We start from the raw sequence: 26,220 nt of genomic DNA on the forward strand, positions 1-26,220 counted from the left end.
ATTAAAAGTTTTTTTTGAAAAAATGAGGTGAGTTAATGGACGATTATAATTTGGTTGGATTCGTGATGCGATATTCGATGGTCAAGAAGCGAATTGCTGCTAAATATTTAAAAGAAGAGGATCTGAATACTTTTGAAAGTATCCTCTTGGGCATCGTGTACAAAAAGAAAGAGTGCAGCCAAGATAAAATCGGTGAAATTACATTATTTGACGGTGCTAGCATCGCCAGAGCCTTAAAAAAACTTGAGGATCGTGGTTTTGTCTCTCGACAACCAGACCCCAATAATCGTCGTAAGAAAATCGTAACCATTACTGACGCAGGACAGAAGCTTTATGATGAAGTCCGTAAAGCTTTTCATAAGGGTAATGATGCGATTTTTAAAGACATAACTTCTGAGGAACAAACACAATTAGAGAAAATTTTGATAAAAGTCTATAAAAATTTAGATAATATCAAAATTGAGTCAAATTAAAAAAGAGAAGAGGATTTTGTTATTATGGCGAGCAATAAACCAATTGTTGACGCACATGGGAAGACTTTTAACCGTAATTTATTAGTTTTAGTTCTTCTTGTGGGTACCTTTTGTACGGTTTTAAACGGTACAATTTTAACTACTGCTTTTCCAACTCTGATGAAAGAATTTAACGTAACGACATCTGATGTCCAATGGTTAACAACTGGATTCTTGATGGTCAACGGAATTATGATTCCTGTTACCGCTTGGTTAAGTAATAACTTTAGTACAAAGATTTTGTACATTGTTGCAATGTCGACTTTCTTAGTCGGTACTATTATGGCCTTCGTGGCTCCGACTTTCTGGGTTATCCTAGCAGGTCGTTTGATTCAAGCTATCGGTGTTGGTATTACCATGCCTTTGATGCAGGTAGTTATGCTATCTATATTCCCAGCTAACAAACGTGGTGCTGCCATGGGGTTGGGTGGTCTAGTTATCGGATTAGCTCCAGCTATTGGACCTACACTTTCAGGTTTCATCATTGATAATTTTAGTTGGCGTGCACTTTTTGGAATGATTATTCCAATCGTCATCTTAGTTTTGATTTTAGCATTTTTCTTCATGCGTCCAGTTATTCAAACACATCGTACTAAATTGGATGTTTTATCATTGATTGAATCAACGCTTGGTTTCGGAGCCATCCTTTATGGATTCTCATCAGTTGGTGATGAAGGTTGGGGTTCACCAATCGTTATTGTTTCAATCATAGTCGGTGTTATCTTTATTTTATTGTTTGGCTATCGTCAATTACATATGGACAAGCCATTCTTGGAATTACGTGTGTTTAAGGAAAAGAAATTCGCCATCGCTGCCGCTTTGTCATCAGTTACCAATATGGCCATGGTTGGTGTTGAAATGGTTCTACCACTATACTTACAAATCGTTAAAGGCATGTCAGCTTTCCATTCCGGATTGACATTACTGCCAGGTGCTTTGATGATCGGTGTTATGAGTCCTATTACTGGTAATGCTTTTGATAAGTATGGCCCTAAAGATTTAGCTAGAATGGGTATGTTCTTGTTAACAGCCGGAACGATTCCTTTCCTATTCTTAACTAAGAGTACACCAGTGTTAGATATCGTAATTCTTTACATGATTCGTATGTTTGGTATTTCAATGGTCTTGATGCCTGTTACAACTGATGGTATGAATGCTTTGCCATTCAACTTAATGAGTCATGGTACTGCTGTAAATAATACAGTTCGCCAAGTCTTCAGTTCAATGGGTACAGCTATTTTGATCAGTGTCTTGACTAATGTAACCAACAATCTAAAACCTGGTAAGTCACTCTTATCAGCCGCTCCACTTCACTATCAAGATAAGTTCTATGATGCTACTTTGAGTGGTTATCATGCTGCCTTTGCCGTAGCGATCGTCTTTTGTTTAATTGGTTTCTTGATCACATTCATGGTCAAGAGCAGTTCTAAGTCAAAAGAAGTAGAACTAAAGAAGACAGAAATGGCAGGTGAAGCTTAATGATTTTAATCTCAATTTTAATTTTTGCAGGATTAGCTTATTTCTTTGCTGTCTTTTTACAAAATAAAAAAGTTGGTTATGGTTTGTCTTTCACTTTTATTGCCCTGTTCCTAATCTCTTTGGTTATGTTGATTTCAAATGAATATGGCCATTTTGGAATGGAAAAGGTAACTTCTGAGAAGACTTATCAAATCCAATCTGTTCAAAAAGATACTAACTTATTGCTTGAGAAAAAATTAGGTACTAATGGTAAAGAAAATGTTTATATTTACCGTACCCCTGAAACTGCTAAAGCTAAGAAACCTCAAACAACTAAAGCAGATTCTCATGTCAAAAATGTTGTTAAAACTGGCAATTATAAAAATGCCACAGTAACAAAGAAGACAACTCGTTGGGAATACAAGAACGGTTTCTATTCATTCCTATTTGGAATCTCTGACAACAACAAGGAATTCGTTAAACAAACAAATACCTTTAAAGTTGGCAATGATTGGTTAGTATTGACAACAACTCAAGCTAAACAATTGCAAAAGAAAATGAGTAGTAAATCTTTCAAGGCTCAAATGAAACAAGAAGCTGAAGCTTATGTCAAAGCAGAAGTTACTAAAGCTATGACTCAAAACCCTGCTATGACAACTGCTCAACAAAAGCAAGTAACTAAACAAGCTCAACAAGCATTTCAAGCTCAGGCTCAAGCCAAATTGATCCAAGAAATTAAAAATAAATAGTGATTTTTTATCACTCATGAAAGTAATTCAAAAGCACAAATTCTGTAATGGAATTTGTGCTTTTTTGATGAATTGATTTATTTTTTTATCTTCATTGATACATTAATTCAATTTATGAAAGAATAATAAAATGTTTTCATAAGTATATTTCTTATTTTCATATTGATTAATAATTGCAACTATTCCATAATTATTCCTAGAAAGGGGAATGTTATGGGATTAAATAGGAAAATGCTCTATGCCGCGATTTTGGCCTCTAGTTGTTTACTCTCAACCACGGTTGTTAAAGCTGACCAAGTCGATGCAAATCAAGAGAAAAATGTTAGTCAAAACGTTACGAACCAAACTAATTCAGTAAATGATGGTTCGGTAAATGATAAGCCAGTTAATAACGCACTAGACCAGACAAAAGCACCACAGACAACGACTCCAAAAGAATCAACAACGAGTCAAAGAAATAGTCAGAGTAATACCCAGACTACTCAAGCTAATAGTCAAATTGCTTCTGATAAACAAATTGATGGTGTTTATACGGTAAATAATAGTGTATTCATTCCTTTATATTATGCCGATGGATCAGTTGAGACTAATCGAGCTTTAGCTGCCAACAGTGCCTGGTATACTGACACTTATCATACTTTAGATAATGGCAATAGTTATTATCGTGTCGCAACTAATGAATACGCTAATGCAAAAGACGGTACTTATAAATCATACGTTCAGCCATATTCGGGGAATGCTACGGTAGTTTATCAATCAGGTTCTAGTATTCATTCCTTCAAGGGTTATGGCAATCGTGCTGTTTATGAAGGCAATGATTTAAATACTGGTACGAGTTGGAAAGTAAACAATCACGCTAATATTGGTGGTAAAGAGTGGTATCAAATTAGTTCTGACACTTGGGTTCCACAAGATTATGTCGTCATTAATAATGGCAATTACAAAGAAGCCGATTGGATTTCGGGTGTACCTTTGATTGCTCAAAGACCTGAACTTCCTAATGGTTGTGAAATCACCGCTGTAACGATGATGTTGCAATATGCTGGAGCTAATGTCGATAAGATGCAAATGGCAAGAGAAATGCCACGTAGCAGTAATCCTAATTATGGCTATATTGGTCAACCTTGGGATGGAACGGGAATTACGATTTTTCCACCTGCTTTGATGCGTTTGGTTGAAAAGTATGCTGGAACCGCTAAGAATTTGACCGGTCAAAATTTTGATGCGATTAAATATCAAATTAATATTGGACACCCAGTCGTTACTTGGAATACACTTTATGGATTTCCATATCATGCTTTGGTAGTTACTGGTTATGACAGCAATTATGTTTATTACAATGATTGTTGGACTGACCAAACTTTGCAAATGGGGATTACGCAATTTATCAATAATTGGAATACACAAAATAGACGTGCAATAAGTTATTAGGGGATAGAAAAATGAATAAAAAATCAAAAATGTTTTTTGTCTGCAGTTTTGCACTAGCAATGTTGGCTGTGACTACGCAACAAAATGTAAAAGCTGATACAACAACTGATACTCCAGTTGAAAATGTTCAACAGCCAGTTGCTCAAGCTACACAAGAAGTAACTACACAGGCAAGTACACAAGAAACTTCACCAGAGGCAACACAAGCTGCTGATCAAAACCAAACCGTTAATCAAACACAAACAACAGATCAAACACAAACACCAGTTGTTAATGATGCTGTAACAGAAGATGCTCAACCAGCTGCAAAGACAACAACACAAGCTGACAGTACAACATCAAATATTACTCAAATCAAAGGTGTTGTAACTACGGGAGATCAAATTACTTACCTTTATACACAAGATGGTCAAAAGTTGACTAACCGTGCTTTAGGTCCTAATACTCCTTGGTATACAGACCAAAGAATGGCCTATAACGGTGGAACTTACTATCGTGTTGCTACCAATGAATTTGCTGATGGTCAAAATGTTACGTTGTCATACGGCAGTGCTGCTGATGGAATCGTTCGTGTACAACCATATGGTGCCGTAAATTACAGACGTAATGACACTGGCTTTGCTAGATCAGGCCAACCTAACTTTAAAGGTAATTCAGTTTGGAAATACAATCGTACTGATAATGCCAACGGTAAAACATTCTATCAAATTGCCACTAACGTCTGGATCAATAGCGACGATGCTACAACAACACCCGCTTACCAAAATCCAAATGGCTGGCTTCAAATTCATGATGAACAAATCAAACCAGTTGGTAATGTAGGTTATCCTTTGTACAACGGCGTTGAAGGAATCAAAACTTGGTTAGTTAGAAAGTATTTTGGTTACTCAAATGCTCACACAATTTATGATGGCAATGTTGCTAACAGTGTAAGAAGTTTACAATCAAGAAATGGCCTTCCTGTTACGGGTATCGTTGATTTGAATACTTGGAAAGCTATGGGCTTCACAGAAACCAGCTGGTATGGAATCGACTCATATGTTGCCCCATTAAGAACTAATATCACAAGTTCTAGATCAGACCATATTGAAGCAATGATCAATGAAGCTTACAGATACTTGGGTCAACCTTGGATCTCAGGTGCTTCCAGTTCTCCTGATTATGGTGTTGATTGTTCTGGATTAGTTACCCAAGCTCTTTATGCTTCAGGTATCGATTCGGCTCCAATCTCATCAATCCAACATGCTCAACCAGGTAACGAGTGGAATTGTCAAATGTACTGGAATGACGTTAGAATTCCACACGTTAACTTTAATCAACGTCAAAGAGGAGATTTGATCTTCTTCACAGACCCATCAAGTGGTATGTTATGGCACGTTGGTATTTTATTGGATCCATCAACAATGATTGAATCATGGCCATATGCAGTACAAGTTCACTCAATCTATTCAGGTCGTGGAAACATTGCCGGAGTAAAACGTGTCTTTGCTTAATAGGTTTTGTTTGAATTATTAAGTTGGATTTAGTATTCCGTCCTCCATAGCAAAGCAAATTTGGCTGGAACAATGTGGGCACGACTTGGAGCCTTTGCTATTCCGGACTAGAGAGTTGTCTTATATTTTTATACAATCAAACGAAAAAAAGCATCTATTCAGATCATGGTCGCACTGCGATAATCCTTCTTCTGAATAGATGCTATTTTTTGATTTTGAATTATTTAGAATAAACATGCAAAAAGGCCGACAGCATCTTAATCTAACTTAAGAATCAATTGCCCTAATAAAGATTTTTTTGTAAGCTAATTGCTAGTAACTAAGGGATTTCTTAGAGATAATGTTATGAGGATTGAGGTGGGATTGTGGAAAAAATATTTCAAGTTAAGCATCTTTTTTATAAGGTGAACGAAACAACAATTTTAAAAGATATAAATTTAGATATTCAAAAAGGTAAATACATTACCGTCGTTGGACCATCAGGGAGTGGAAAAAGTACGTTGATGCGTATTTTGGCCTCGATGATCAGTTCAACTTCTGGGGATGTGATCTTTGATGGCAAATCAATCGAAACTTATGACCCAATTTTGTATCGTCAAAAGGTTTCGTATGCTTTTCAACAACCGACTTTATTTGGAAAAACTGTTAGAGAGAATTTGGCGTTTCCATTTGAAGTTCGTAAAAAAGAAGTTGATGAAGCAAAAATTATCGATTATTTGAAGATGGTCAATTTGGACGAAACTTATATCGACAAGAGTGTCAATGATGTGTCTGGTGGGGAAAAACAACGGATTGCTTTGTTACGTAATTTACTTTTTCCACCTGAAGTGTTGATAACTGATGAAGTTACAGCTGGATTGGATGCTGAGAACAAAGAGATTGTGCATAAGATGTTAAATCAATTCAATCAACGTGGATTAACGATTTTACGAGTAACGCACGATGAAACTGAAATAGAAGTGGCTGACGATAAAATTTCTATTAGAAAAGGGGAACTAGTAAATGACTAATTTAACGGTTTCTAATTCAACTTTAGCCCTAGGTTTTGTCCTAGTTTTAGTAGCATTAGTTATAGGTTATGTCGAAAAATTACATATTAATAAAGATATTTTAATTGGTGTTGTCCGGGCAATCGTGCAACTATCGATTGTTGGGTACGTTTTGAAATTTGTTATCAAGGCTGATGATATTTGGTTAACTGGGGCCTGCTTTGTGATCATCGTTATCAATGCTTCGTGGAATGCAGGTAAGCGTGGTAATGGAATTCCCAAGGCTTTTCAGTCATCTTTACTAGCAATTTCAGTTGGGACAGTTATTACATTAGGAACGTTAGTGTGGACTGGTTCCATCAAATTCGTACCAGAACAAATTGTGCCAGTTACGGGAATGATTGCCAGTAATATCATGGTTGCTATTGGTCTTTGCTATCGCAATATGATGCAAACCTTTACTGATCGTCATCAACAAGTTTTAGAAAAATTAGCTTTGGGTGCTGACATCAAAATGGCTTGTCTAGATATTTTACGAGATAGTATCAGAAGCGGTATGCAACCAACGATTGATTCTATCAAGACATTAGGATTAGTTAGTTTGCCAGGGATGATGTCTGGTTTGATTTTTGCTGGGGTTGATCCAGTCAAAGCCATTAAATATCAAATCATAGTAACTTTCATGCTCTTGGCATCGACAGGTTTGGGTTCAATTATTTCTTGTTATTTGGCTTATAAACAGTTCTTCAACGAAAGAAAACAATTGCGAAACGAGTTAATTTCGTAAAAAAACGTATATCATTTTCGATATACGTTTTTTTGATACTTAATTTACTTGTAAGTTAACGCTCCCCAAGCCATTGTCAAAATCAGCTCGCCAGGTTCCTTTAGTTAGTGATGGTGGTAGGACAAAAGTTCCAGAAGATACTCGTTGCCCCCTTAATAGTCGTTTTCCTTGAGAATCTAGCTTCTTTACCAACCACTGCAAAGACTTCAAAGGATTATCGAGAACTTCTGAAGATTTACCAGATTTTAAATTTTCTTGATCGTGAAAAAGGGTGGCGGAGACGTTTGCTAGAGTTTCAACTGACCCTAGTGTCTTGGTGTCTTTTTCATCTCCATAAACGACTAGACCGCTGACAGCCCCATCTGACATGACCATGTATTTGGACAAGCTAGGGAACCAATTGCTGAATCGAGAGTCGGGAACTTCCAAGGCCGGTGCTACGGTAGTTTTTTCCAGCAAGTCTTCTAAGGAATCTGTAGGCAAGAGGTCCTCTTTAGCTCGGAAGCACAATTCGACTTCTACTAGGGGTTCCATTAGGCTCTTTAACGAGACTACTGCAGTGGATTTCAAAAAATTGTTGGTCATTTCAGCTCCGTACAACGGTTCGTTTGAATCAAACATATCTTGAGTCTGTTTGCTAGTCAGTGAAACCTTGTATCCACCGACAGAATCATCTTTCAAATCGGTAAAGACATCCTGAACTTGATAGGCTGAATTTTCATCGGTGACCAAATTAGTCCAGTCGTCTTCTAATAAAGGCTTTTTAGATTGAAGTGCTTCTGCTAATTCATTTGCAAATTCCTTTTGATCATAAGTTAAAGTAGTAGTTTGAGTTGTAGTTGTAGTTGTATTTTGTGTCATAGGTGGTTCCTCCATGAATTTTATTTTTTAATTTAATCTGAATCTGAGAATCGTTATTAATGCCACTAATATCGCTTTCCATTTGGAACCACCTCACTTTTTTGAATTTTAATTTAACAAAAAACGCCCTCTGATGACTAAGATCATCAAAGGACGTTTACCGCGTGTTACCACCTTTTATTCGTAATATTATTACTAATATCACCTTGCACAAACTAATGAATAATTTGTCGGCACGTTAATGGGTGCAACCAGCTTTTTCTACTCGGATAAACCTTTTGAATCGCAACTAACAGGTGATTGAATCAATCTTTTGATATTATCTCGCATCAACCGATAACTTTCTGAATCAAGTCGATCGACTCGTTTCCTGCTAAACGTTTTTTATTAAATTAATTGTTGAAAGTAATTTAAACCCATTTTAAAATAATGTCAACAATTAAATTAAAAAAAGATTAAAATAATTTAATTTTGTAGCTTTCTGCAATTAGACCTACTATATGGAGCAATTTTTTTATATAATTGGTACAATGGGATGTGATGTAGATTTGAAGTTAGCAGTTATTGAAATTGGGTCTAACTCCATAAGAACATCAGTGTATAAATCTTCAAAAAAGAATCGTTTTAAAACTTTGGATCGTTGGCGTGAGCCTGTTAGACTTGGAAAATCGATCACACAGAGTCGACTTTTGACTAATGATCAGATTGAAGAAACAATTGATGTTTTAAAGGAATTTCAAGACCGAATTGAACGCTATCAAGTTGATAGAACAAGCTTGATTGCCACTGCCGCAGTAAGAATGGCCAAGAATCAAGATCAATTGATCTTTGCTGTTCTAAAAGAAACCGGATTACAATTAGATATCATCAATGAAAAAGAAGAAGCCTATTATGATTATGTGGCCGTTCGAAGTACGATGCGGATTAAAGATGCATTGATCGTTGATGTTGGTGGCGGAAGTAGTGAAATCAGTTTAGCTAAAAAAGGGCGTCTAAAATATGGACTAAGTATTCCGATTGGCGCTATTTCAATTTCGGACTTGTATTTGTCGAGTGATCCAATAAAAAAAGAACAATTAACAAAGGCAAGACAAGATATTAGTCGACGTTTAGAAGACTTGCATTGGATGAAAACTCCAGCTACTTTCGTTGGCCTCGGAGGAACCTTGCGAGCTGTCACAAGTATCTTGAACCGTGAAGGTAAAAACAAAAAGAACTTACATAATTCAGTAATTTCATGTGAGCAAATTGATGAGCTGTTTGATAAATTGATACATACTTCTTTGGAAGAACGTAGTCAGATCAAGGAACTCAGCGATGGCAGATATGAAGTTATTTTGGGCGGGATTTTAATAATCTCAGAAATTATAAAAAAGAGCCCCTCTAAGCAAATCCGCTTTTCGAATTTTGGCGTTAGAGAAGGCTATGTATTTAATTATTTTCACAAGATGAATCTTCAAGAAAATTAATTATGCACGACTAGGAATGGTTTGTTGAGCACTGCTTAAAATATGACCATCCATTTTGTGTAACAATTCATTCATCCAGAAACCATTTTCCAAATCAAGATTGTCGTCTAGAGCAAACACCTTGAGTACATAATCATGGGTTTGGTCTGGTGGATAAGGTCCGTTATAACCCGTGGCCACGTCTTTAGGACCGTCGAGTAAGGGACTGGCAGAACTATTCTTACCTTGGACAACTGGAGCTGTAGCTGTTTGACTGAAATCTTCAGTGATTTCTTGAGTAACAGGAATATTTGCAGCAGTCCAGTGAATCCATTCAAAACCACAGACAGGGATTGAATCAGGATCGGTAAAGGTTAAAGCAATAGTTTTGGCATCTGCTGGTATGTCTGATAACTTAATTGGGAAACTGATAACCGGTTTCCCATTTTTTATTGCTTGAGGGTTCGCATATTTACCGTATTTGTCTGGTAATAGGTTGTTTGGTAAGTCAACTTTTATTTCCATGCAAAAATCTCCTTTATATGAGGTATTGATAATGAAACAAATAAATATTAATGAACTACCTGAGAATATTGTAAATCAGGTTGAAAAAATAGAGCAAGATTATAATAAAAAAATCGAAATTTTTTCTGATTATACACAACAAGATTATTTAACTTTGGATCAAGCTAGTCACACGACTAAAAATGAAACAATCAAAGTTGTTATTACTAATGAAAAGTATGCTGATTTCGTCTTAGCACACGAATTGCACCACATTGAATTAGAACTATCAGATGAGCCAGAAATCGACTGTGCCGTTACTAGTGGCCAAAAAGACCGTGATGGACAAGTTTTGATGGTTGCCAATTCAGTTTTTGAAACTTTGGAACACGTTACTGTTTTACAACGTCAAAAAGAAGATGGTACTTATACTGACGAAATCAAACAAGAATTTATCAAAGGAATCGATATAGCTCTTCGTCCAAGAGTATCCATGGATTTAGCTAACATGCGTTTTTATCGTACTTTAGTTATGTTTGATGGAATTATCTTTGGTGAGCATCAAAAGGACGCTGACTGGAAGGATAACTTTCCTAAGTCATTTAAATACGCTAGTCAGTTGGTCGATATAGCTGAAAAAAATGATTTATCAGTTCCTTTCCAATTTCGTCGTGCATTAGTTAACTGTCTAGATGCCTACAATGAAATTATTATTTCTAATGGTTATCAAGGTCTTCATTTCCATACCTTCTTGAATGTCACACCAATCGTTTCTAAACGTCAATTGCGTTTGTCACTCAATCAAGTTTATCAAATCAAACATTCTGAATATAAAAACCGTGCTACTGGTCGAGATGGTTTTGTTTTGATTGCTATCAATGATGGTCAAGGCGTGGCAACGTTAAATTTGGATCCAAATAAAGTAACACCTGAATTTTACAAAGCATTTTACCAATACACAGTTCAAGAAGTATTTGAAAAAGAGGGTATCAAATATTTAATTAGATAGGGGTAAAATTTATGATCGATAAAATCGAAGAGTTTAAAACGTTATTAAAACAAGCAAAATTCGTAACTTTTCTCACTGGTGCTGGAATTTCCGTACCATCAGGAATTCCTGATTATCGTTCAAAAAATGGACTCTATAAACGGGAAAAGTACAATTTTCCACCAGAATACATGTTGAGTCACGATAATCTGATCAAACATCCGGATGTTTTTCATGATTTCGTTGTTCACAATATGTATTTCCCGGATGCTAAACCTAATATCATTCATCAAAAAATGGCCGAGATCAGTAATCAAAAAGGTGCCATCGTTACTCAAAACGTCGACAAATTGCACACGAAAGCGGGCACAAAAAATGTCGTGGAATTTCATGGTAATTTATACGATAATATTCATTGCTTAACGTGTGGAAAACAATTTGATTATCATGATTATTTAAAAGATTTTAGACACCATGAAGATAATGGTATTATTCGTCCTGGAACAACAGTTTTATATGGCGAGAATATCAATCCTGACAATTTTCAAAATGCGGCTTTAATGGTTCAAAAAGCTGACCTATTAGTAGTTGTGGGTACTAGTTTTAAGGTTTATCCCTTTGCGGGATTATTAGAATACAGTTCACCAAAAGCTAAATTGGTTGTCATCAATAAAGAAGATTTAGATATCGATTCATCAATTCTGGCTATCGCTGACGATGCCACGAACGTTTTTTCACAAATATAAAATAATGCTATACTTAATATCAATTTAGAAGCGGTGGAGGTTAATATATTGACTGAAGAAAGAAAAACTTTTTACATTACAACACCCATTTATTATCCATCTGGAAAATTAACAATTGGGAATTCATATACAACGATTGCAGCGGACACATTAGCCCGTTACAAGCGCAATGAAGGCTATGACGTGTTCTTCTTAACAGGAACTGACGAACATGGTCTAAAAATCGAACAAAAGGCCGAAGAAAAGCACATGCAACCACAAGAATACGTGGACATGATGGCTAAAGGCATCAAAGAACTTTGGAAGAAACTAGATATTTCCAATGACAAATTTATCCGTACAACTGATGAATATCACGTTAAGGCGGTCCAAAAAATTATCGAACGTCTAATCAAACAAGGCGATATTTACTTGGGTGAATATGCTGGTTGGTATTCAGTTGATGACGAAGAATACTTCACTGAATCACAACTTGCTGAAGTTTACCGTGACAAAGACGGCAAAGTTACAGGTGGTAAAGCTCCTTCAGGACATGAAGTTCAATTAGTTAAAGAACCTTGTTATTTCTTCAGAATGAACAAGTATGCTGACCGCCTATTGCAATACTACAAAGATAATCCAACCTTCATCCAACCAGAAATTAGAAAAAATGAAATGATCAACAACTTTATCAAACCAGGTCTTGAAGACTTGGCTATTTCACGTACTAGTTTCAACTGGGGTGTTAAGATTCCAAGTAACCCTGAACACGTCGTTTATGTTTGGGTCGATGCTTTGTTGAACTATATCACGGCCTTAGGTTATGGCAGTGACGACGATTCACTATTTAAGAGATATTGGCCTGCTAACGTTCAATTCGTTGGTAAAGAAATCGTTCGTTTCCATACAATTTACTGGCCAATTATTTTGATGGCACTAGATTTGCCACTTCCTAAGCAAGTCTTTGGTCATGGCTGGCTATTGATGAAAGACGGTAAGATGTCTAAGTCTAAAGGTAACGTCGTTTACCCAGAAATGTTAGTTTCCAGATATGGTCTTGATTCACTTCGCTACTACTTGATGCGCGCTATGCCATTTGGCAATGACGGGGTCTTTACTCCTGAAGATTACATCGACAAGATCAACTATGATTTAGCCAATGATCTTGGTAACTTGTTGAATAGAACTATCTCAATGATCAACAAATATGATGATGGAAAAGTTGTTACAACAACAGCTGTAACTGATTTGGATAAGGATTTAGAGAAGACTTATGCTGATGCTTTGGCACAATACCGTGAACATATGGACAAGTTTGAATTTCCAGAAGCTTTAGCTAGCGTTTGGTCTTTCATCAGTCGTGCTAATAAGTATATCGATGAAACACAACCATGGGTCCTTGCAAAAGATGATGCTAAGAAGACTGAATTACAATCAGTTCTTGGCCATTTAGCTGAATCATTGCGTTTGATTGCATTGTTGATCAGCCCTGTAATGACACAAGCTCCAGTGAAGATGTTTGCTCAATTAGGATTAGATTACGACAATGACAAATCACTTGAATTTGGTGACAGCGTTGTTGGTAAGACGGTTACTGCCAAACCAGAACCAATCTTCCCAAGACTTGACGCTAAAGAAGAGGTTGAATACATCAAGGGTAAAATGGCTGAAGAACAAGCTAAGCACGGTGCTGGTAAGTTGAGTAAATCTGCTCAAGCTAAGGCTAAGGCACAAAAAGAAGCTGATGATGGTTTCCCTGAGGAAATTGAATTCGATGACTTTGCCAAAGTTAAGATGGTCGTAACTGAAATCCTCGATGTTAAACCAGTTGAAAATTCAAGCAAGTTGTTACAATTCAAACTAGATGATGGTTCTGGCGTGGATCGTCAAATCCTTTCAGGTATGCACAAATTCTACCCTAACTATAAAGAATTGATTGGTAAAAAAGTTCTTGCAGTTGTTAACCTCAAGCCTCGTAAGATGGTTGGTGAATGGAGTAACGGAATGTTGTTGTCAACTGAAAAAGGTGACGAAGTTAAACTAGCTATCGTGGATAATTCACATAAAAATGGAGCTATTTTAGGTTAATGAAAATATTTGATACACATACGCATTTAAACGACCCAACTTTTAGTGGCAATACCCAACAGTACATTGATAATGCTAAGGAATTAGACGTCGATGAAATGGCTATTATTGGTTCTAACGAAGAATTCAATATTGAAGCCATTCGTTTGGCTCAAAACTATCAACCTTTGCATGCAGTTGTCGGTTGGCATCCAGAGTTTGCTAAAGAATATAATGAAGAACAACTCGTCAATCAAATCAAGCTTCCTGAAGTAGTAGGAATCGGTGAAATTGGTTTGGACTATCATTGGGAAGAAGATCCAGAACCAAAAATTCAAAAGCAGGTTTTGATTCAACAGTTGGATGTAGCTCAACAATATAACATGCCCGTTTCGATTCACTGCCGGGATGCCTTTGATGATATGTATGAGATTTTAAAGAATCACGACATGTCAAAGTCAGGTATCATCATGCATAGTTTTAATGGGGATGTTGAGTGGCTCAACAAATTCCTAGACTTAGGCCTTTGGATTTCGTACAGTGGCGTTGTTTCATTCAAGAATGCTCCTGAAGTTCACGAATCAGCTAAAGAGACACCTTTAGATAGATTGCTAGTTGAAACTGATGCACCATATTTGACTCCTGAACCCTATCGTGGACACACTAATCAACCTGCTTACACACGCTATGTGGTTGATGCAATTGCAAAATACAAGGGTATTACACCTAGTGAAGTGGCTGAACATACGTTTAATAATGCCCACCAAGTGTATAATCTATAATTATGAAAAAAATAAAAGAAATTATTGTAGTTGAAGGTAAATCTGATACGAATCGTCTAAAAGACTGTTTAGGTGATGTTGATACGATTGAAACGACTGGCTCAGCTTTGAGTGAAGAAACGATTAAACAAATTAAAATTGCTCAAGAAAAGCGGGGCGTAATTATTTTCACTGATCCTGACTTTAACGGCAATCGTCTGCGAACTATTCTTCAAAAGGCTATACCGGATGCTAAACAAGCTTTTTTACCTCGAAGTAAGGCTGTTCCCAAAAAGAGTGATGGTAGTTTAGGTATTGAACATGCTAAAGATGAAGATATCAAGCAAGCTTTGGCAGCAGTTTATACCCATGCTGAAACTGGCTTTCAAGCTTATGATCACGCTGATATGGTTAATTTGGGTTTAGTTGGCAAACCGGATTCTCACCAAAGAAGGTTGTTCGTTGGCTCGGAATTAAAGATTGGTTATACGAATGCCAAACAATTTTTGAATCGACTAAATATGTTTCAAGTAGCACCCGATGTTTTGGCAGCTGCGGTTAAAAATTTTGATGAAGGAAGTACTCATGACACAAAATAGATTAAGTATTGCTGATCCTATTCGTACGAATGATATCATGCGCAAATACAAATTACGTGCAAAGAAAAGTTTAGGACAAAATTTCTTAACCAATGAAAAAGTTTTGGACGATATCGTTGATGCTAGTGGTTTGAAATCTGATGAAATTGCCATTGAAATTGGACCAGGTATCGGTGCCTTAACTGAGAAATTGGCTCAAGTTGCAGAAAAAGTTTTTGCTTTTGAAATCGATGAGAATTTGATTCCAGTTTTGGGAGACACTTTGCAATATTACGATAATATTGAAGTTATCAACCAAGATATTTTAAAAGTCGACTTGGATAAATTCGTTAAGGAACATAATTTGGAAGGTAAGACGATTAAGGTCGTGGCTAATTTGCCATATTACATTACAACACCAATCATGTTGAATTTGATCAATAGCGATTATCCATTCCATTCATTAGTGTTGATGATGCAAAAAGAAGTTGCTCAACGAATAACTGCTAATCCTGGTCATCGTGAATATGGCTCTTTGACAATTGCGGTACAAACACAGATGAGTGCACACATTGATCGAATTGTTGGAAAAAATTCCTTTATTCCTAGGCCTAAAGTTGATTCAGCGGTTGCTGTTTTGGAAAGATTACCCAAAGATCAAATTGATATTGCTGATCCTAAATTTTTTAACAAAGTAGTCCGTTCAGCTTTCATGCAAAAAAGAAAAAGTTTGATGAATAATTTACTCAATTGGTTAGGTCGAACTGATGAAAATCGTGCGAAAATAAAAAATGTTTTTGAAAATTGCGATATCGCTGAAAATGCCCGTGCAGAGCAAGTTTCCATTGAACAATTCAAAAAAATGGCATTAGAATTTAGTAAAAATTAGATTACAAGTTTATTATTTTCTTGAAGTTTTCACAAAAACGTGGTAAAATTTCACTCCTAAGGAGTGATTATTATAATGCCAACATCATTGAAGACAATTAAGAGTCGATTAGATTCACACTTAGGTGAAAATTTGACAATTGTTGCACAAGCGGGTCGTAAGAAGGTTGTCCGCCGTCGCGGTACCTTATCAGAAACATTCCATTCAGTTTTTGTTGTAGATTTGGATCAAAATGAAAACTCATTTGAAAGAGTTTCATATAGTTATGCTGATTTATTGACAAAATCAATTGATATTAAGTTTGATGGTGAAGAATCAGAAGATTCAGAACCTGAAGCTGAAGTTGAATAAAATAATAAGCGTTCATTAGAATAGAGGTTTGAACAAAATCGTTCAGACCTCTTTTTTTGTGTGGGGGCTGAAATAAGTAAAGTTTGGAGAATGATACGCTTTACTTCGAAAAAAACATGAATTGTTCATTGTTTTGCTTTATAATCTTGTAGGAAGATATGTTTTAGGAGAAAAAAAGATGAAAACACGAAGAAGCGAACGTTTAATTGATATGACTCGCTATTTACTGGAACGACCACATACATTGATTTCACTAGCATTTTTTGCTGATCGTTATGAATCAGCCAAGTCATCAATTTCTGAGGATTTAGGAATTTTACGAAGAACTTTTATGATTAGAGGAATCGGGGTTTTGGAAACTTTGCCCGGAGCTGGTGGTGGAGTTATTTTCACACCAGGAATTTCTAAGAAAGAAGCTACAGAGTTTGTTGAGGATACTTCCAAGCGTTTGGTTGAGCCTAATCGAATTTTACCTGGAGGATATTTATATCTAACAGATTTATTGGCAGATCCAGAATTATTGAGAACTGTCGGTCGCATGATTGCTACTCAATATTCACAAAGTTCAATTGATGTCGTCATGACAGTAGCAACTAAAGGTATACCAATTGCCCAGAGTGTGGCTAATTTCTTGAATATACCATTTGTCATTGTCCGTCGTGATTCTAAGATTACAGAAGGCTCGACTATCAGTGTTAATTACGCATCAGGATCATCTGATCGTGTAGAAAAGATGGAATTATCAAAGCGTAGTTTGGACGAAGGTTCCAGAGTTTTAGTTGTTGATGACTTTATGAAAGGCGGTGGAACTATCAATGGATTGCAAAGTTTGATTTCTGAATTTAATGCCATTTTTGTTGGTGCCACTGTTTTTGCTGAAAATATCAATATCCACAGCCAATTTAGTGATGATGATATTACATCAATTTTCAAGGTAACTAAAATCGATACTAAAAACCGAATTCTCAATGTAGAACCAGGAAATTATTTAACTAATACCGATTTCAGTTATTTTGAATAAATTCTAGATTGAGCAGTTATATATAATAATGCTATTATATATAAGGATATTTGAATGACTGAAGGGAGTTTCTGATGTCGAATCGTTATGTAATAATTCTTGCTGCTGGAAAAGGTACAAGAATGAAGTCAAGATTGTACAAAGTATTGCATCCTGTTGCTGGTAGAGCTATGGTTGACCATGTTTTGACGCAAATTGAAAAAATCAAACCAGATCAAATCGAAACAGTAATTGGTAATGGTGCTGATAAGGTTAAGGCTTTACTTGGTGATAGAACTAAGTATGCTTTACAATCTGAACAACTAGGTACAGGTCATGCTGTATTGCAAACTGAAAAAGATTTGGGTGACAAAGATGGTATTACTTTAGTAGTTACTGGTGATACTCCTTTGTTTACAGCTCAAACTTTTGAGAATCTTTTGGATTATCACGAAAAGGAACAAGCTAGTGCAACTATTTTAACTGCTCATGCTGACGACCCATTTGGCTATGGTCGAATCGTTCGTGATAGCAATGGTAACGTTGAAAAAATTGTTGAACAAAAAGATGCTTCAAGAAGTGAACAAGAGATTCAAGAAATCAACACTGGTGTTTTGTGCTTTGACAATAAATTGTTATTTGAGAATTTGCACAAAGTCAATAACGATAATGCGCAAGGTGAATACTACTTGCCAGACGTTATCTCATTGTTGAAACAACAAGGTAAGAAAGTTTCAGCTTATCAAATGGCTGATCTTAGTGAATCATTAGGTGTTAATGACCGTGTAGCTTTATCAAAAACTGAAAAGATCATGCAAAGAAGAATCAACGAAACACACATGCGTGATGGTGTGACAATCGTTGATCCTGATAATACTTACATTGATGTTGACGTTAAAATTGGCAACGATACTGTCATTGAACCAAACGTTAAGATTTTTGGTAAAACAACTATCGGTTCAGAATGTGTTATCGGTGCTGGTTCAAGAATTTCAGATTCTGAGATTCAAGATAATGTAGAAGTTATCAGTTCCACTATCGAAAAAGCTATTATGCACAAGGGTAGTAACATTGGTCCTAACTCACATCTACGTCCTAAGGCTGAAATCGGTCGTGATGTTCACGTAGGAAACTTTTGTGAAATTAAGAATGCTAAAATTGGTGACAGAACTAAAGTTGGTCATTTAACATATGTTGGTGATGCTACTTTGGGTACTGATATCAATGTTGGTTGTGGTGTTGTCTTCGTCAATTACGACGGTGTCAAGAAGTTCCACAGTACTATCGGTGATCACTCATTCATTGGTAGTAATTCTAATATCGTTGCTCCAGTTGAGATGGCTGATCATTCATTCATCGCTGCTGGTTCAACTATAACTAAAGATATACCAAAGTATGCAATGGCTATTGCACGTGAGAGACAAACAAACAAAGAAGATTTTTGGAACAGATTACCACTATCAAAAAGTGAAGAATGGAAATAAGGGTGAATAATTAAATGTCATGTCAAAATAATGAAGTACCAATGAAGATTTTTGCATTGAACTCCAATAAACCTTTGGCTGAAAAAATTGCTAAAGAAGTCGGTGTACCACTAGGAAAATCATCAGTTACACGTTTCAGTGATGGTGAAATCCAAATTAATATTGACGAAAGTATTCGTGGTTCTGAAGTATTCTTGATTCAATCAACTTCAGCTCCAGTTAACGATAATTTGATGGAACTATTGATCATGGTTGATGCACTTAGACGTGCTTCTGCTAGTGTGATTAATGTTGTTATTCCATATTACGGTTATGCTAGACAAGATCGTAAATCACGTTCACGTGAACCTATTACAGCTAAGTTAGTTGCTAATATGCTAGAACGTGCCGGTGTTGATCGTGTACTTGCACTTGATTTGCACGCCGCACAAATTCAAGGATTCTTTGATATCCCAGTTGACCACTTGATGGGTGCTCCATTGTTGGCTGACTACTTCTTGTCAAACCATCTTGAAGAAGATGCCGTAGTTGTTTCACCTGACCACGGTGGTGTTACTCGTGCTAGAAAGTTAGCTGAATTCTTGAAGACACCAATTGCTATCATCGATAAACGTAGACCTCGTGCTAATGTCGCTGAAGTTATGAACATTATCGGTAATGTTAAAGGCAAACGTGCCATCATCATTGATGATATGATCGATACTGCTGGTACAATTTCTCTAGCATCACAAGCTCTAATCGATGCTGGTGCTACAGAAGTTTATGCATGTTGTACACACCCAATCCTTTCAGGTCCAGCTATTGAAAGAATTGAAGCTTCACCAATCAAGACATTAGTTGTTACAGATTCAATCAACCTTCCTAAGGACAAAGTTATCGACAAGATGGTACAAGTTTCAGTTGGACCACTTATCGGTGAAGCTATCAAGCGTGTTCATGACAATGATCCAGTTAGTCCATTGTTCAATACTCGTTTTGAAAGAAAAAATAAATAATAATAAATTAAGCATCCTCAATTGAGGGTGCTTTTTTGATTCCAAAAAAATCTCCTCATAGTAACCAAATAGATTGCTACAAGGAGATTAGTTATTTAATTCTAAATGATTTTTTTGATTTTCTTCAGACAGAACCCCATGATTCCTAAAATGGCTAAACCTACGGCACTTAGTAATGCAGATAGCTTATTACCGGTTTGTGGCAATTTTGCTTGCAAGTCTGTCTTAGTAAATTGTGAATTTATTAGATTTATTTGACTATGTTTAGTGGTAGTCTTTGGATTATTATTGGAGTTATTTTGAACTGAAGAAATTTGTGGAGTTGCCTCATTCTTTTGACTAAGTTTATTAGTATTAACGGATTCGGTGTATTTGGTTTGATCGATAGTAGCGACAATTTCTGGATGACTTGAATAGTTATTTTTAACATGGTCAGCGGGAGAATTTGTATTTAAATTATTTGCGCTAGAATCGGAATTATCAATTTGTGCACTAGTTATAGAGTTGGTGTTCTTAGTAGTGTGCTTGATGGTGGAATGAGAACTAATATTTCCAGTATTGTCGATAGTAGAATTAGAGCTAGAAACGTTAGTATTAGGTTCAGCTACTGAATGAGAATTTGATTGATCAGTATTTTGGTTAGTGATGGAGTTAGAAGTAGAACTTCCAGTATTAGTCTTAGCAGTAGAGCTAGATGTATTATCGGTATTGTGAGTGGTTGATGTGTTGTTGATACTTGGACTGGTTGTTGAATTTGAATTTGTCGTGGTATTAGGTTCGGTAAAAGTTCCAGAACTAGTGTTACCAGTATCAGAGGTTATTCTTGTATAGGGAATCTCGAAGATATTTTGATTTGGATCAACTGTGACGGTAGAAGTTCCATTTACTGCTTTATAGTTAGCAAGTTCTGGAGCTTTAAGCGTTGCATCAGAACCAACTATACCTGTACCGACTGAAATAGGATTACCAATCTTGTTGCCAAATTCATCGACTGGTTGAACTGTCAAAGGAACTGAGTTGCCAGTATATGTAAAGTGAATCCCAAAATTTGCATGAGCAGCGATTGCACGTTCATCCATGGTACTTTGAGCACTGGTGCTACTAATGAAATCAGCGTATTGAGCAGGAGTAAGACTATAACTATAGTCAGTATCTGTTCCGCCAAAGTAACTACCTGTAGCATGAACCTGAATGCCAGTCAAAGTATACCCATTGATTTTTGCTTGATCGATTGTTGGAAAGTCAACGGCAGGACTCAATTGAGGAGCTGGCAAAGTACTTACAACTGTTGGAGCATTGAAAGTTTTGATGACTTTGCCTGCTTGATTGACAGCATCCAAAGTAATAGTTGGATCAGGATTTTCCGTATAATAGAAAGTCTTCGTAACATCACTTGAAGGCCAAGTTATATAACGAATTGGAGTCGTCATATTGCTCTTTACTGAATCCAATTGATATTGACCAGTGTTAAAGACGGTACCTGCTGGACCAAAGAATGGCAAATCGGCTGGATTAGTTTGTGGAGTTGGTGATAAGTCGTCCGCAGCTAATTGGCCGCTATCAGAATCGATAATAGTCATTGGTGGTCTAATACCTTGAGATTTGAAGGTACTGCCATTTGTAGGGTCATCTAGATTCCAAGTATTTGTTTGTGTAAGTAAAGATTTACCAGTATTTTCATTAATGTAATTGTACGTTGTTGTTACCTTAGGTAGAGCGTAAATAACATCGACAACGACGTCTTTATTTGTGACTGGAATATTCAATTGACCATTTAAGTCCTTATTCCAAGGTTCATATTGACTAGCGTTTTTAATGGAATTATTCAAATTTTTGACTAAATCAGGTGACCAATTGAGTGAATAAGTTGTATTAGTACTTGTACTGGAAACTGGAATCGAATTACCTAGTGGATTTCCATCAGTGTCGACAGCTTGAATACTAATAGAATGTTTAGCAGTTGAGTCAGTGTTGGCATTCCCCGTGTTAACTGCTTGAATACCAGAACTTGGAATTGAACTAAATTTCCCGTCGTACAAGTAAGATCCGTGGTCGTTTGGATTGATATCAGTAGCGGAAATGTATGGAAAATCAATAGGTCCCTGATTTTGAGTTACTGTTACACTTTCAGAAGGTGCACTTGGTGAGTAGCCATTAATCGTTGGAGCTAAAATCGTATCGTTTTGACCAATGACGCCGGTACCTGTAGCGATTGGGTCACCAATTTTATTTCCGCTTGGATCAGTTGGTTGAATGTACAAAGGTACACTCGTAGTTGTGTATCCTAATTGAACATTAACGTTTTGATAATCACCAATATCACGAGAATCATACGTTTTAGTGCTTGCTAGGAGTGAAGCGTAGTCAGAAGGAGTTACTTGGTAAGTAGTAGTTTTGTCAGCTTGCCCAGAAACACTATTGGTTTCAGTGACAGTGATATCATCTAAGTCGTTATTAGTAATATCGGTGTCAGTTGTTGAAGGTAAGACATCTTTAGCAGTGACAGTGGTTGGAATTGCTGAAATTGTAGAATTGTTAAAAGTCTTGATAACATTTCCAAATTGATCAGTTGCGTTGACCGTCATAGTTGGGGCGTTTGCCTCTTTGTACCAAAATTCATCGGTAACTGTGGCATTGTTATCATCGGCTGGATATTGCATGGTATCTAGTGGTGTAATGCCATTTGATTTGGTTGTATCAAGGATATAGTGACTATTGTTTAGGATCATACCATTAGGGCCAAAGTAAGGTACGCTGGTAGTAGTATTGTCACTATAACCGGAGTTGTCGACAATGTTAAATCCAGCATCAGTTTTGACTGCTTGAGGTACTTTGATGCCATTTTTTAGTGAAGGATCATTTTTGTAATCATAAGTTCTACTTTCGTCGGTGATCTCTTTGTCAGTATTTTCATCCATGAATTTATAATCAACGTTGACTGTAGGGTCTTCGAAATAAACCGAAATAGTAATATTGCCATTGTCCATGTTAATTGATGTTATATCGGTGCTGTAATTTTTATCCAAAGGTATGTAAGTGTTGTATGCAGAACCCATATTTTGTGCTAATTCGGTAGTCAACACTTTAGGATTAAAGGTAACAGATGAATTTGGAAAAATAATTGCTACGGTTTTAGCGGCGCCCAGTACTGTGCCATCATTTGTAACACCTTGCAATATGACCTTATATTGGCCAGTACTGTTTGGCTTAGTATTTGTATCTGTGGTAATTGAAATACCTGAATCAGGTATCTTATAAGCAGAAGTTAAATTTCCCGTATTATCAATGGTATAAGTTGATGTCTGTTCTTGTGTAGTTGTTGGAGAAACTACCGTGCTGGTTGATGTAGGTGTTGGTGTTGTTACAGAACTGTCAGTTATTTGAGAATCGTTATTATTAATTGAATTAATCGATGAAGGACTGCTGTTAGTGTCAGTGGCTGTTTTACTAGTTATAGGATTAGCAGTGTCCTCATTGTTTGAGGTGTTGGATGAAGTCGTATTATTAATTGATGAAGAATTATTCATATTAGTTTGATTATTTGATGATGTAGAATTTACTGATTCGGTTGTTGTATTTTGATTTAAAGTTGGTGGAGTTATTGAACCAACAGTTTTTCTATCAATGGGAGCAGCCGTAGTGCTTTTTTGTACTAAAGTTGAACTAGGAGTAGTTGAATTATTTGATGTATCGTCGTTAGTGGCGGCTTTAGTTGTAGCTGGAAACAATAAAAGCGATGCACCACTTAAAACGACAGCGATTGCTAAATCCTTATATTTTATTCTATTAAGTGTCGTAAGATTATTTCTCGTCATAAAAAGCCTTCTTTTTGAAATTAATTTCCCCGTCAATTTATAAAAATCGCTAATTGAGAAAACACGGTAATTTATTGCCGTGATGAATCAATGATTTATGCGATTTCAAGCGTTTTTACAAACATATGTTCCCTTACTCTGGTATAATTACAGTATCAAATCGTAGAAGGGGTTCATATGGTTTTAAAGGGTATTAAATTGCGCATCTATCCAGATAGTTACCAGAAAGAACTTATCGAATACAACTTTGGTGCTAATCGTTTTGTTTGGAATAATATGCTAGATATGATGATCAAACGTCATGAAAATAATCCTGAATTGAAATCTTTGAAAGCATTTGACTTGAATTACATTCTGACGACTTTCAAAAAAGAACATACGTGGCTAAAGAAAGCTGAAAGTACTAGCTTACAAGTTTCTAATAAAGACTTATTTGAAGCGTACAAGGGATTCTTTAGTAAAAAGCGTAAGTTTCCACGATTTAAAAGTAAGAAGTATCCGAAACAAAGTTATCAATCTAAGTTTGTTAATAACAATGTCGAAATCATTGATGATTCTTATATCAAATTACCTAAACTTGGAGTAATGAAATATAAAAATAAAAAATCAATTCCTAGTGTGATCAAGTACGTGACTATTCGTAAATCATCAACTAATAAATATTACGCTATTCTTACGGTTGATGAAGATATTACTCAATTACCAAAGACTAACAAGTCTGTCGGTCTTGATATAGGTGTTTGTGACCTAGTAATTTGTTCAGACGGAAGTAAGTACAAGACTATCCGTTTTGATAAAAAACTGGCTAAAAAGAAACATTATTGGGAAAAACGATTAGCTAGAAGACGTAATCAAGCTCTAAAGGATATCCAGTATAAGAAGAAGTTTGGATTGATTGATTCAAAACCATTAGAACAATACTCAAACTACATGAAAGCTAAACTCATGGTAGCTAAGTATAGTGAGAAGATAGCTAATCAAAGAAAAGACTATCTTCATAAGATAACTCGTGAATTAGTTGAAGATAATGATTTGATTGTTATTGAAGATTTGAAAATCAAAAATCTTCTAGGTAATCATAAACTATCACGTGCTATCACTAATCAATCATGGAGAGCATTAAGACTAATGCTTGAATACAAATGTGAATGGTATGGTAAGAAACTTCTGGTTGTTAATCCATTCAAAACTAGTCAAATCTGTTCTAATTGTGGTTACGATGATGGTAAGCACAGTTTAGATATTAGAGAATGGGATTGTCCTAGTTGTGGTATTCATCATGACCGTGATATCAATGCAAGTAAAAACATATTGAAAAATGGCTTGGAACAAGCCTTAGTAAAATAGTTCTAGCCTCTACCGACTGGTTGAAATACTAGCCGGCAAGTATGGAATGTTCCTAGAAGCTCGGTACTTTAGTGCCGATGTAGTTCACTTCAACTGGCCTCACCCTTATCGTAGTTTCCTTACCGCAACATTAAAAACTAAAAGCGTATCGAATTATTGCTTTTAGGAATAGAAAAACTAATATTTGTTTGATTCTTAAAAAAATACATAAAAATTCGCCATAAAAATAGCCCTGATAAATGCAAATAATTTATTTAACATTTATCAGGGCTTATTTTCATTAATTTTTAGTATCTTCTGTTGTTGTGATCATTTCTTTGTTGATATCTCAATAAATCACGAATTTGTTGTAAGTATTCAGTTTGTGGATCAGGTATTTCATCACCATTTTGATCGAATTTACTACGAGAGCCATCACGACGCATACGGTTCATCATTTTAACGATCAAGAACACAACGAACATGATGATTAGGAAATTGATTACGGCATTAATGAAGTCACCGATTAAAAAGGTTGCACCTAATACTTGAAACTTCATGTCAGATAGATCAATTTGCCCAATGATGAGTCCAATTAGCGGATTCAAAAGGTAGGTAGTGATCGCTGATACTAGACTATTAAAAGCCGCACCAACGATAACACCGACGGCTAAGTCAACAACAGTACCACGGGAAATAAATTCTTGAAATTCCTTAAGCATTCTCGCTAAATCTCCTTCATTGCATTTTTAAATACAAGTTTCACTTTACTATATTTTGATAAAAATGAAAGGTTTAGCAAAATATTTATTGAATATTTAATATGAATGAAATTTATTGTTTATTTCCAATAATTCAAAGTCAAAAATAGCATCTATCCAGATATAGTCGATTAGCGGCTGTCATTATCTGAATAGATGCTTATTTGTTTGATTCTATAAAAATAGAAAATTCTATCTAGTCCGGAATAGCAAAGAAAATTGGCTCAGTAGTGAAATTATTCTTAGCA

Annotated in this window: 23 protein-coding genes; 19 read left to right on the top strand and 4 right to left on the bottom strand. The window is 36.0% G+C overall.

Translation table 11 applies throughout. The features are described 5' to 3' along the window. Positions 1–35 precede the first annotated feature (35 nt). The 7 genes from FC88_RS02870 to FC88_RS02900 all read left to right on the top strand — a co-directional run bounded on the left by FC88_RS02870 (position 36) and on the right by FC88_RS02900 (position 7,419). Positions 36–473: a MarR family winged helix-turn-helix transcriptional regulator gene (locus FC88_RS02870; protein ID WP_057812593.1), complete on the top strand. Its 438-nt coding sequence runs from the start codon at positions 36–38 to the stop codon at positions 471–473. A gap of 24 nt (positions 474–497) precedes the next feature. Then, on the top strand, positions 498–1,991 hold the full coding sequence (locus FC88_RS02875) for an MDR family MFS transporter (protein ID WP_057812595.1): 1,494 nt from the start codon (positions 498–500) through the stop codon (positions 1,989–1,991). After that, positions 1,991–2,719: a DUF4811 domain-containing protein gene (locus FC88_RS02880; protein WP_057812597.1), complete on the top strand. Its 729-nt coding sequence runs from the start codon at positions 1,991–1,993 to the stop codon at positions 2,717–2,719. The genes FC88_RS02875 and FC88_RS02880 overlap by 1 nt, the downstream gene beginning before the upstream one ends. Before the next feature lie 213 nt (positions 2,720–2,932). Continuing rightward, entirely contained in the window at positions 2,933–4,150 is a 1,218-nt protein-coding gene (locus tag FC88_RS02885; protein WP_057812599.1) for a C39 family peptidase, read from the top strand. An 11-nt stretch (positions 4,151–4,161) separates the two neighbouring features. Further along, positions 4,162–5,643 (top strand): peptidoglycan-binding protein, encoded by a 1,482-nt coding sequence (locus FC88_RS02890; protein WP_057812601.1) that lies wholly within the window; start codon positions 4,162–4,164, stop codon positions 5,641–5,643. Between the two features lie 365 nt (positions 5,644–6,008). Next, positions 6,009–6,653 carry an ABC transporter ATP-binding protein gene (locus FC88_RS02895; protein ID WP_057812603.1) on the top strand — a complete coding sequence of 215 codons (645 nt, stop codon included), beginning with the start codon at positions 6,009–6,011 and terminating at the stop codon, positions 6,651–6,653. Next, complete coding sequence (locus tag FC88_RS02900) at positions 6,646–7,419, top strand: ABC transporter permease (protein WP_057812604.1); 774 nt, start codon at positions 6,646–6,648, stop codon at positions 7,417–7,419. Before FC88_RS02895 ends, FC88_RS02900 begins: the two co-directional genes overlap by 8 nt. A 39-nt stretch (positions 7,420–7,458) precedes the next feature. Here the strand turns inward: FC88_RS02900 and FC88_RS02905 are convergent, their stop codons facing one another. After that, complete coding sequence (locus FC88_RS02905) at positions 7,459–8,280, bottom strand: 2-keto-4-pentenoate hydratase (RefSeq protein WP_057812605.1); 822 nt, start codon at positions 8,278–8,280, stop codon at positions 7,459–7,461. A gap of 530 nt (positions 8,281–8,810) precedes the next feature. On the opposite strand from FC88_RS02905, the gene FC88_RS02910 reads away from it, so the two are divergent. Next, positions 8,811–9,749, top strand: a complete 939-nt coding sequence (locus FC88_RS02910) for a Ppx/GppA phosphatase family protein (RefSeq protein WP_235526892.1) — start codon at positions 8,811–8,813, stop codon at positions 9,747–9,749. Here the strand turns inward: FC88_RS02910 and FC88_RS02915 are convergent, their stop codons facing one another. Then, the gene (locus FC88_RS02915; protein ID WP_057812607.1) at positions 9,750–10,253 is read right to left on the bottom strand and encodes a YbhB/YbcL family Raf kinase inhibitor-like protein; all 504 of its coding nucleotides are present in this window, start codon (positions 10,251–10,253) and stop codon (positions 9,750–9,752) included. A gap of 31 nt (positions 10,254–10,284) precedes the next feature. Here FC88_RS02915 and FC88_RS02920 point away from each other — a divergent pair, with 31 nt between their 5' ends. The 10 genes from FC88_RS02920 to FC88_RS02965 all read left to right on the top strand — a co-directional run bounded on the left by FC88_RS02920 (position 10,285) and on the right by FC88_RS02965 (position 20,070). Further along, positions 10,285–11,241 (top strand): hypothetical protein, encoded by a 957-nt coding sequence (locus FC88_RS02920; protein WP_057812609.1) that lies wholly within the window; start codon positions 10,285–10,287, stop codon positions 11,239–11,241. Positions 11,242–11,264: 23 nt separating this feature from the next. Then, positions 11,265–11,966 (top strand): NAD-dependent protein deacylase, encoded by a 702-nt coding sequence (locus FC88_RS02925; protein ID WP_057812636.1) that lies wholly within the window; start codon positions 11,265–11,267, stop codon positions 11,964–11,966. Positions 11,967–12,011: 45 nt separating this feature from the next. Further along, positions 12,012–14,033: a methionine--tRNA ligase gene (metG, locus tag FC88_RS02930; protein ID WP_326838851.1), complete on the top strand. Its 2,022-nt coding sequence runs from the start codon at positions 12,012–12,014 to the stop codon at positions 14,031–14,033. Next, on the top strand, positions 14,033–14,794 hold the full coding sequence (locus FC88_RS02935) for a TatD family hydrolase (RefSeq protein ID WP_057812614.1): 762 nt from the start codon (positions 14,033–14,035) through the stop codon (positions 14,792–14,794). Before metG ends, FC88_RS02935 begins: the two co-directional genes overlap by 1 nt. Positions 14,795–14,796: 2 nt before the next feature. Further along, complete coding sequence (gene rnmV / locus FC88_RS02940) at positions 14,797–15,372, top strand: ribonuclease M5 (protein ID WP_057812616.1); 576 nt, start codon at positions 14,797–14,799, stop codon at positions 15,370–15,372. Next, positions 15,359–16,240: a 16S rRNA (adenine(1518)-N(6)/adenine(1519)-N(6))-dimethyltransferase RsmA gene (rsmA, locus tag FC88_RS02945; protein ID WP_057812618.1), complete on the top strand. Its 882-nt coding sequence runs from the start codon at positions 15,359–15,361 to the stop codon at positions 16,238–16,240. The genes rnmV and rsmA overlap by 14 nt, the downstream gene beginning before the upstream one ends. A gap of 75 nt (positions 16,241–16,315) precedes the next feature. Then, positions 16,316–16,591, top strand: coding sequence for a Veg family protein (locus FC88_RS02950; protein WP_010018461.1), 276 nt, complete (start codon positions 16,316–16,318; stop codon positions 16,589–16,591). A gap of 178 nt (positions 16,592–16,769) precedes the next feature. Further along, on the top strand, positions 16,770–17,612 hold the full coding sequence (gene purR, locus FC88_RS02955; RefSeq protein WP_057812620.1) for a pur operon repressor: 843 nt from the start codon (positions 16,770–16,772) through the stop codon (positions 17,610–17,612). A 74-nt stretch (positions 17,613–17,686) separates the two neighbouring features. Further along, a complete protein-coding gene (glmU, locus tag FC88_RS02960) occupies positions 17,687–19,075 on the top strand; it encodes a bifunctional UDP-N-acetylglucosamine diphosphorylase/glucosamine-1-phosphate N-acetyltransferase GlmU (RefSeq protein WP_057812622.1) in 1,389 nt (462 codons plus the stop codon). Positions 19,076–19,089: 14 nt separating this feature from the next. Further along, positions 19,090–20,070 carry a ribose-phosphate diphosphokinase gene (locus FC88_RS02965; RefSeq protein WP_057812625.1) on the top strand — a complete coding sequence of 327 codons (981 nt, stop codon included), beginning with the start codon at positions 19,090–19,092 and terminating at the stop codon, positions 20,068–20,070. 101 nt (positions 20,071–20,171) lie between these two features. Here the strand turns inward: FC88_RS02965 and FC88_RS02970 are convergent, their stop codons facing one another. Next, positions 20,172–23,885 (bottom strand): LPXTG cell wall anchor domain-containing protein, encoded by a 3,714-nt coding sequence (locus tag FC88_RS02970; RefSeq protein ID WP_057812627.1) that lies wholly within the window; start codon positions 23,883–23,885, stop codon positions 20,172–20,174. 177 nt (positions 23,886–24,062) lie between these two features. Between FC88_RS02970 and FC88_RS02975 the strand changes: the two genes are divergently transcribed. Beyond that, positions 24,063–25,232: an RNA-guided endonuclease TnpB family protein gene (locus FC88_RS02975; protein ID WP_057812629.1), complete on the top strand. Its 1,170-nt coding sequence runs from the start codon at positions 24,063–24,065 to the stop codon at positions 25,230–25,232. 287 nt (positions 25,233–25,519) lie between these two features. Here the strand turns inward: FC88_RS02975 and mscL are convergent, their stop codons facing one another. After that, complete coding sequence (gene mscL, locus FC88_RS02980) at positions 25,520–25,933, bottom strand: large conductance mechanosensitive channel protein MscL (protein ID WP_057812631.1); 414 nt, start codon at positions 25,931–25,933, stop codon at positions 25,520–25,522. Positions 25,934–26,220: the final 287 nt, after the last annotated feature.

Origin of the sequence: Companilactobacillus futsaii JCM 17355 (genome assembly GCF_001435505.1) — a bacterium.
Taxonomy (GTDB): Bacteria; Bacillota; Bacilli; order Lactobacillales; family Lactobacillaceae; genus Companilactobacillus; species Companilactobacillus futsaii.

Excerpts from the sequence above, each read along its gene's own strand:
- FC88_RS02870 (WP_057812593.1), top strand. The coding sequence starts at position 36 with ATGGACGATTATAATTTGGTTGGATTCGTGATGCGATATTCGATGGTC.
- FC88_RS02900 (WP_057812604.1), top strand. The coding sequence starts at position 6,646 with ATGACTAATTTAACGGTTTCTAATTCAACTTTAGCCCTAGGTTTTGTC.
- FC88_RS02890 (WP_057812601.1), top strand. The coding sequence starts at position 4,162 with ATGAATAAAAAATCAAAAATGTTTTTTGTCTGCAGTTTTGCACTAGCA.
- FC88_RS02905 (WP_057812605.1), bottom strand. The coding sequence starts at position 8,280 with ATGACACAAAATACAACTACAACTACAACTCAAACTACTACTTTAACT.
- FC88_RS02950 (WP_010018461.1), top strand. The coding sequence starts at position 16,316 with ATGCCAACATCATTGAAGACAATTAAGAGTCGATTAGATTCACACTTA.
- FC88_RS02920 (WP_057812609.1), top strand. The coding sequence starts at position 10,285 with ATGAAACAAATAAATATTAATGAACTACCTGAGAATATTGTAAATCAG.
- FC88_RS02935 (WP_057812614.1), top strand. The coding sequence starts at position 14,033 with ATGAAAATATTTGATACACATACGCATTTAAACGACCCAACTTTTAGT.
- FC88_RS02970 (WP_057812627.1), bottom strand. The coding sequence starts at position 23,885 with ATGACGAGAAATAATCTTACGACACTTAATAGAATAAAATATAAGGAT.
- FC88_RS02965 (WP_057812625.1), top strand. The coding sequence starts at position 19,090 with ATGTCATGTCAAAATAATGAAGTACCAATGAAGATTTTTGCATTGAAC.
- FC88_RS02875 (WP_057812595.1), top strand. The coding sequence starts at position 498 with ATGGCGAGCAATAAACCAATTGTTGACGCACATGGGAAGACTTTTAAC.
- FC88_RS02885 (WP_057812599.1), top strand. The coding sequence starts at position 2,933 with ATGGGATTAAATAGGAAAATGCTCTATGCCGCGATTTTGGCCTCTAGT.
- rnmV (WP_057812616.1), top strand. The coding sequence starts at position 14,797 with ATGAAAAAAATAAAAGAAATTATTGTAGTTGAAGGTAAATCTGATACG.
- glmU (WP_057812622.1), top strand. The coding sequence starts at position 17,687 with ATGTCGAATCGTTATGTAATAATTCTTGCTGCTGGAAAAGGTACAAGA.
- FC88_RS02880 (WP_057812597.1), top strand. The coding sequence starts at position 1,991 with ATGATTTTAATCTCAATTTTAATTTTTGCAGGATTAGCTTATTTCTTT.
- FC88_RS02910 (WP_235526892.1), top strand. The coding sequence starts at position 8,811 with ATGGGATGTGATGTAGATTTGAAGTTAGCAGTTATTGAAATTGGGTCT.
- purR (WP_057812620.1), top strand. The coding sequence starts at position 16,770 with ATGAAAACACGAAGAAGCGAACGTTTAATTGATATGACTCGCTATTTA.
- FC88_RS02915 (WP_057812607.1), bottom strand. The coding sequence starts at position 10,253 with ATGGAAATAAAAGTTGACTTACCAAACAACCTATTACCAGACAAATAC.
- mscL (WP_057812631.1), bottom strand. The coding sequence starts at position 25,933 with ATGCTTAAGGAATTTCAAGAATTTATTTCCCGTGGTACTGTTGTTGAC.
- rsmA (WP_057812618.1), top strand. The coding sequence starts at position 15,359 with ATGACACAAAATAGATTAAGTATTGCTGATCCTATTCGTACGAATGAT.
- FC88_RS02975 (WP_057812629.1), top strand. The coding sequence starts at position 24,063 with ATGGTTTTAAAGGGTATTAAATTGCGCATCTATCCAGATAGTTACCAG.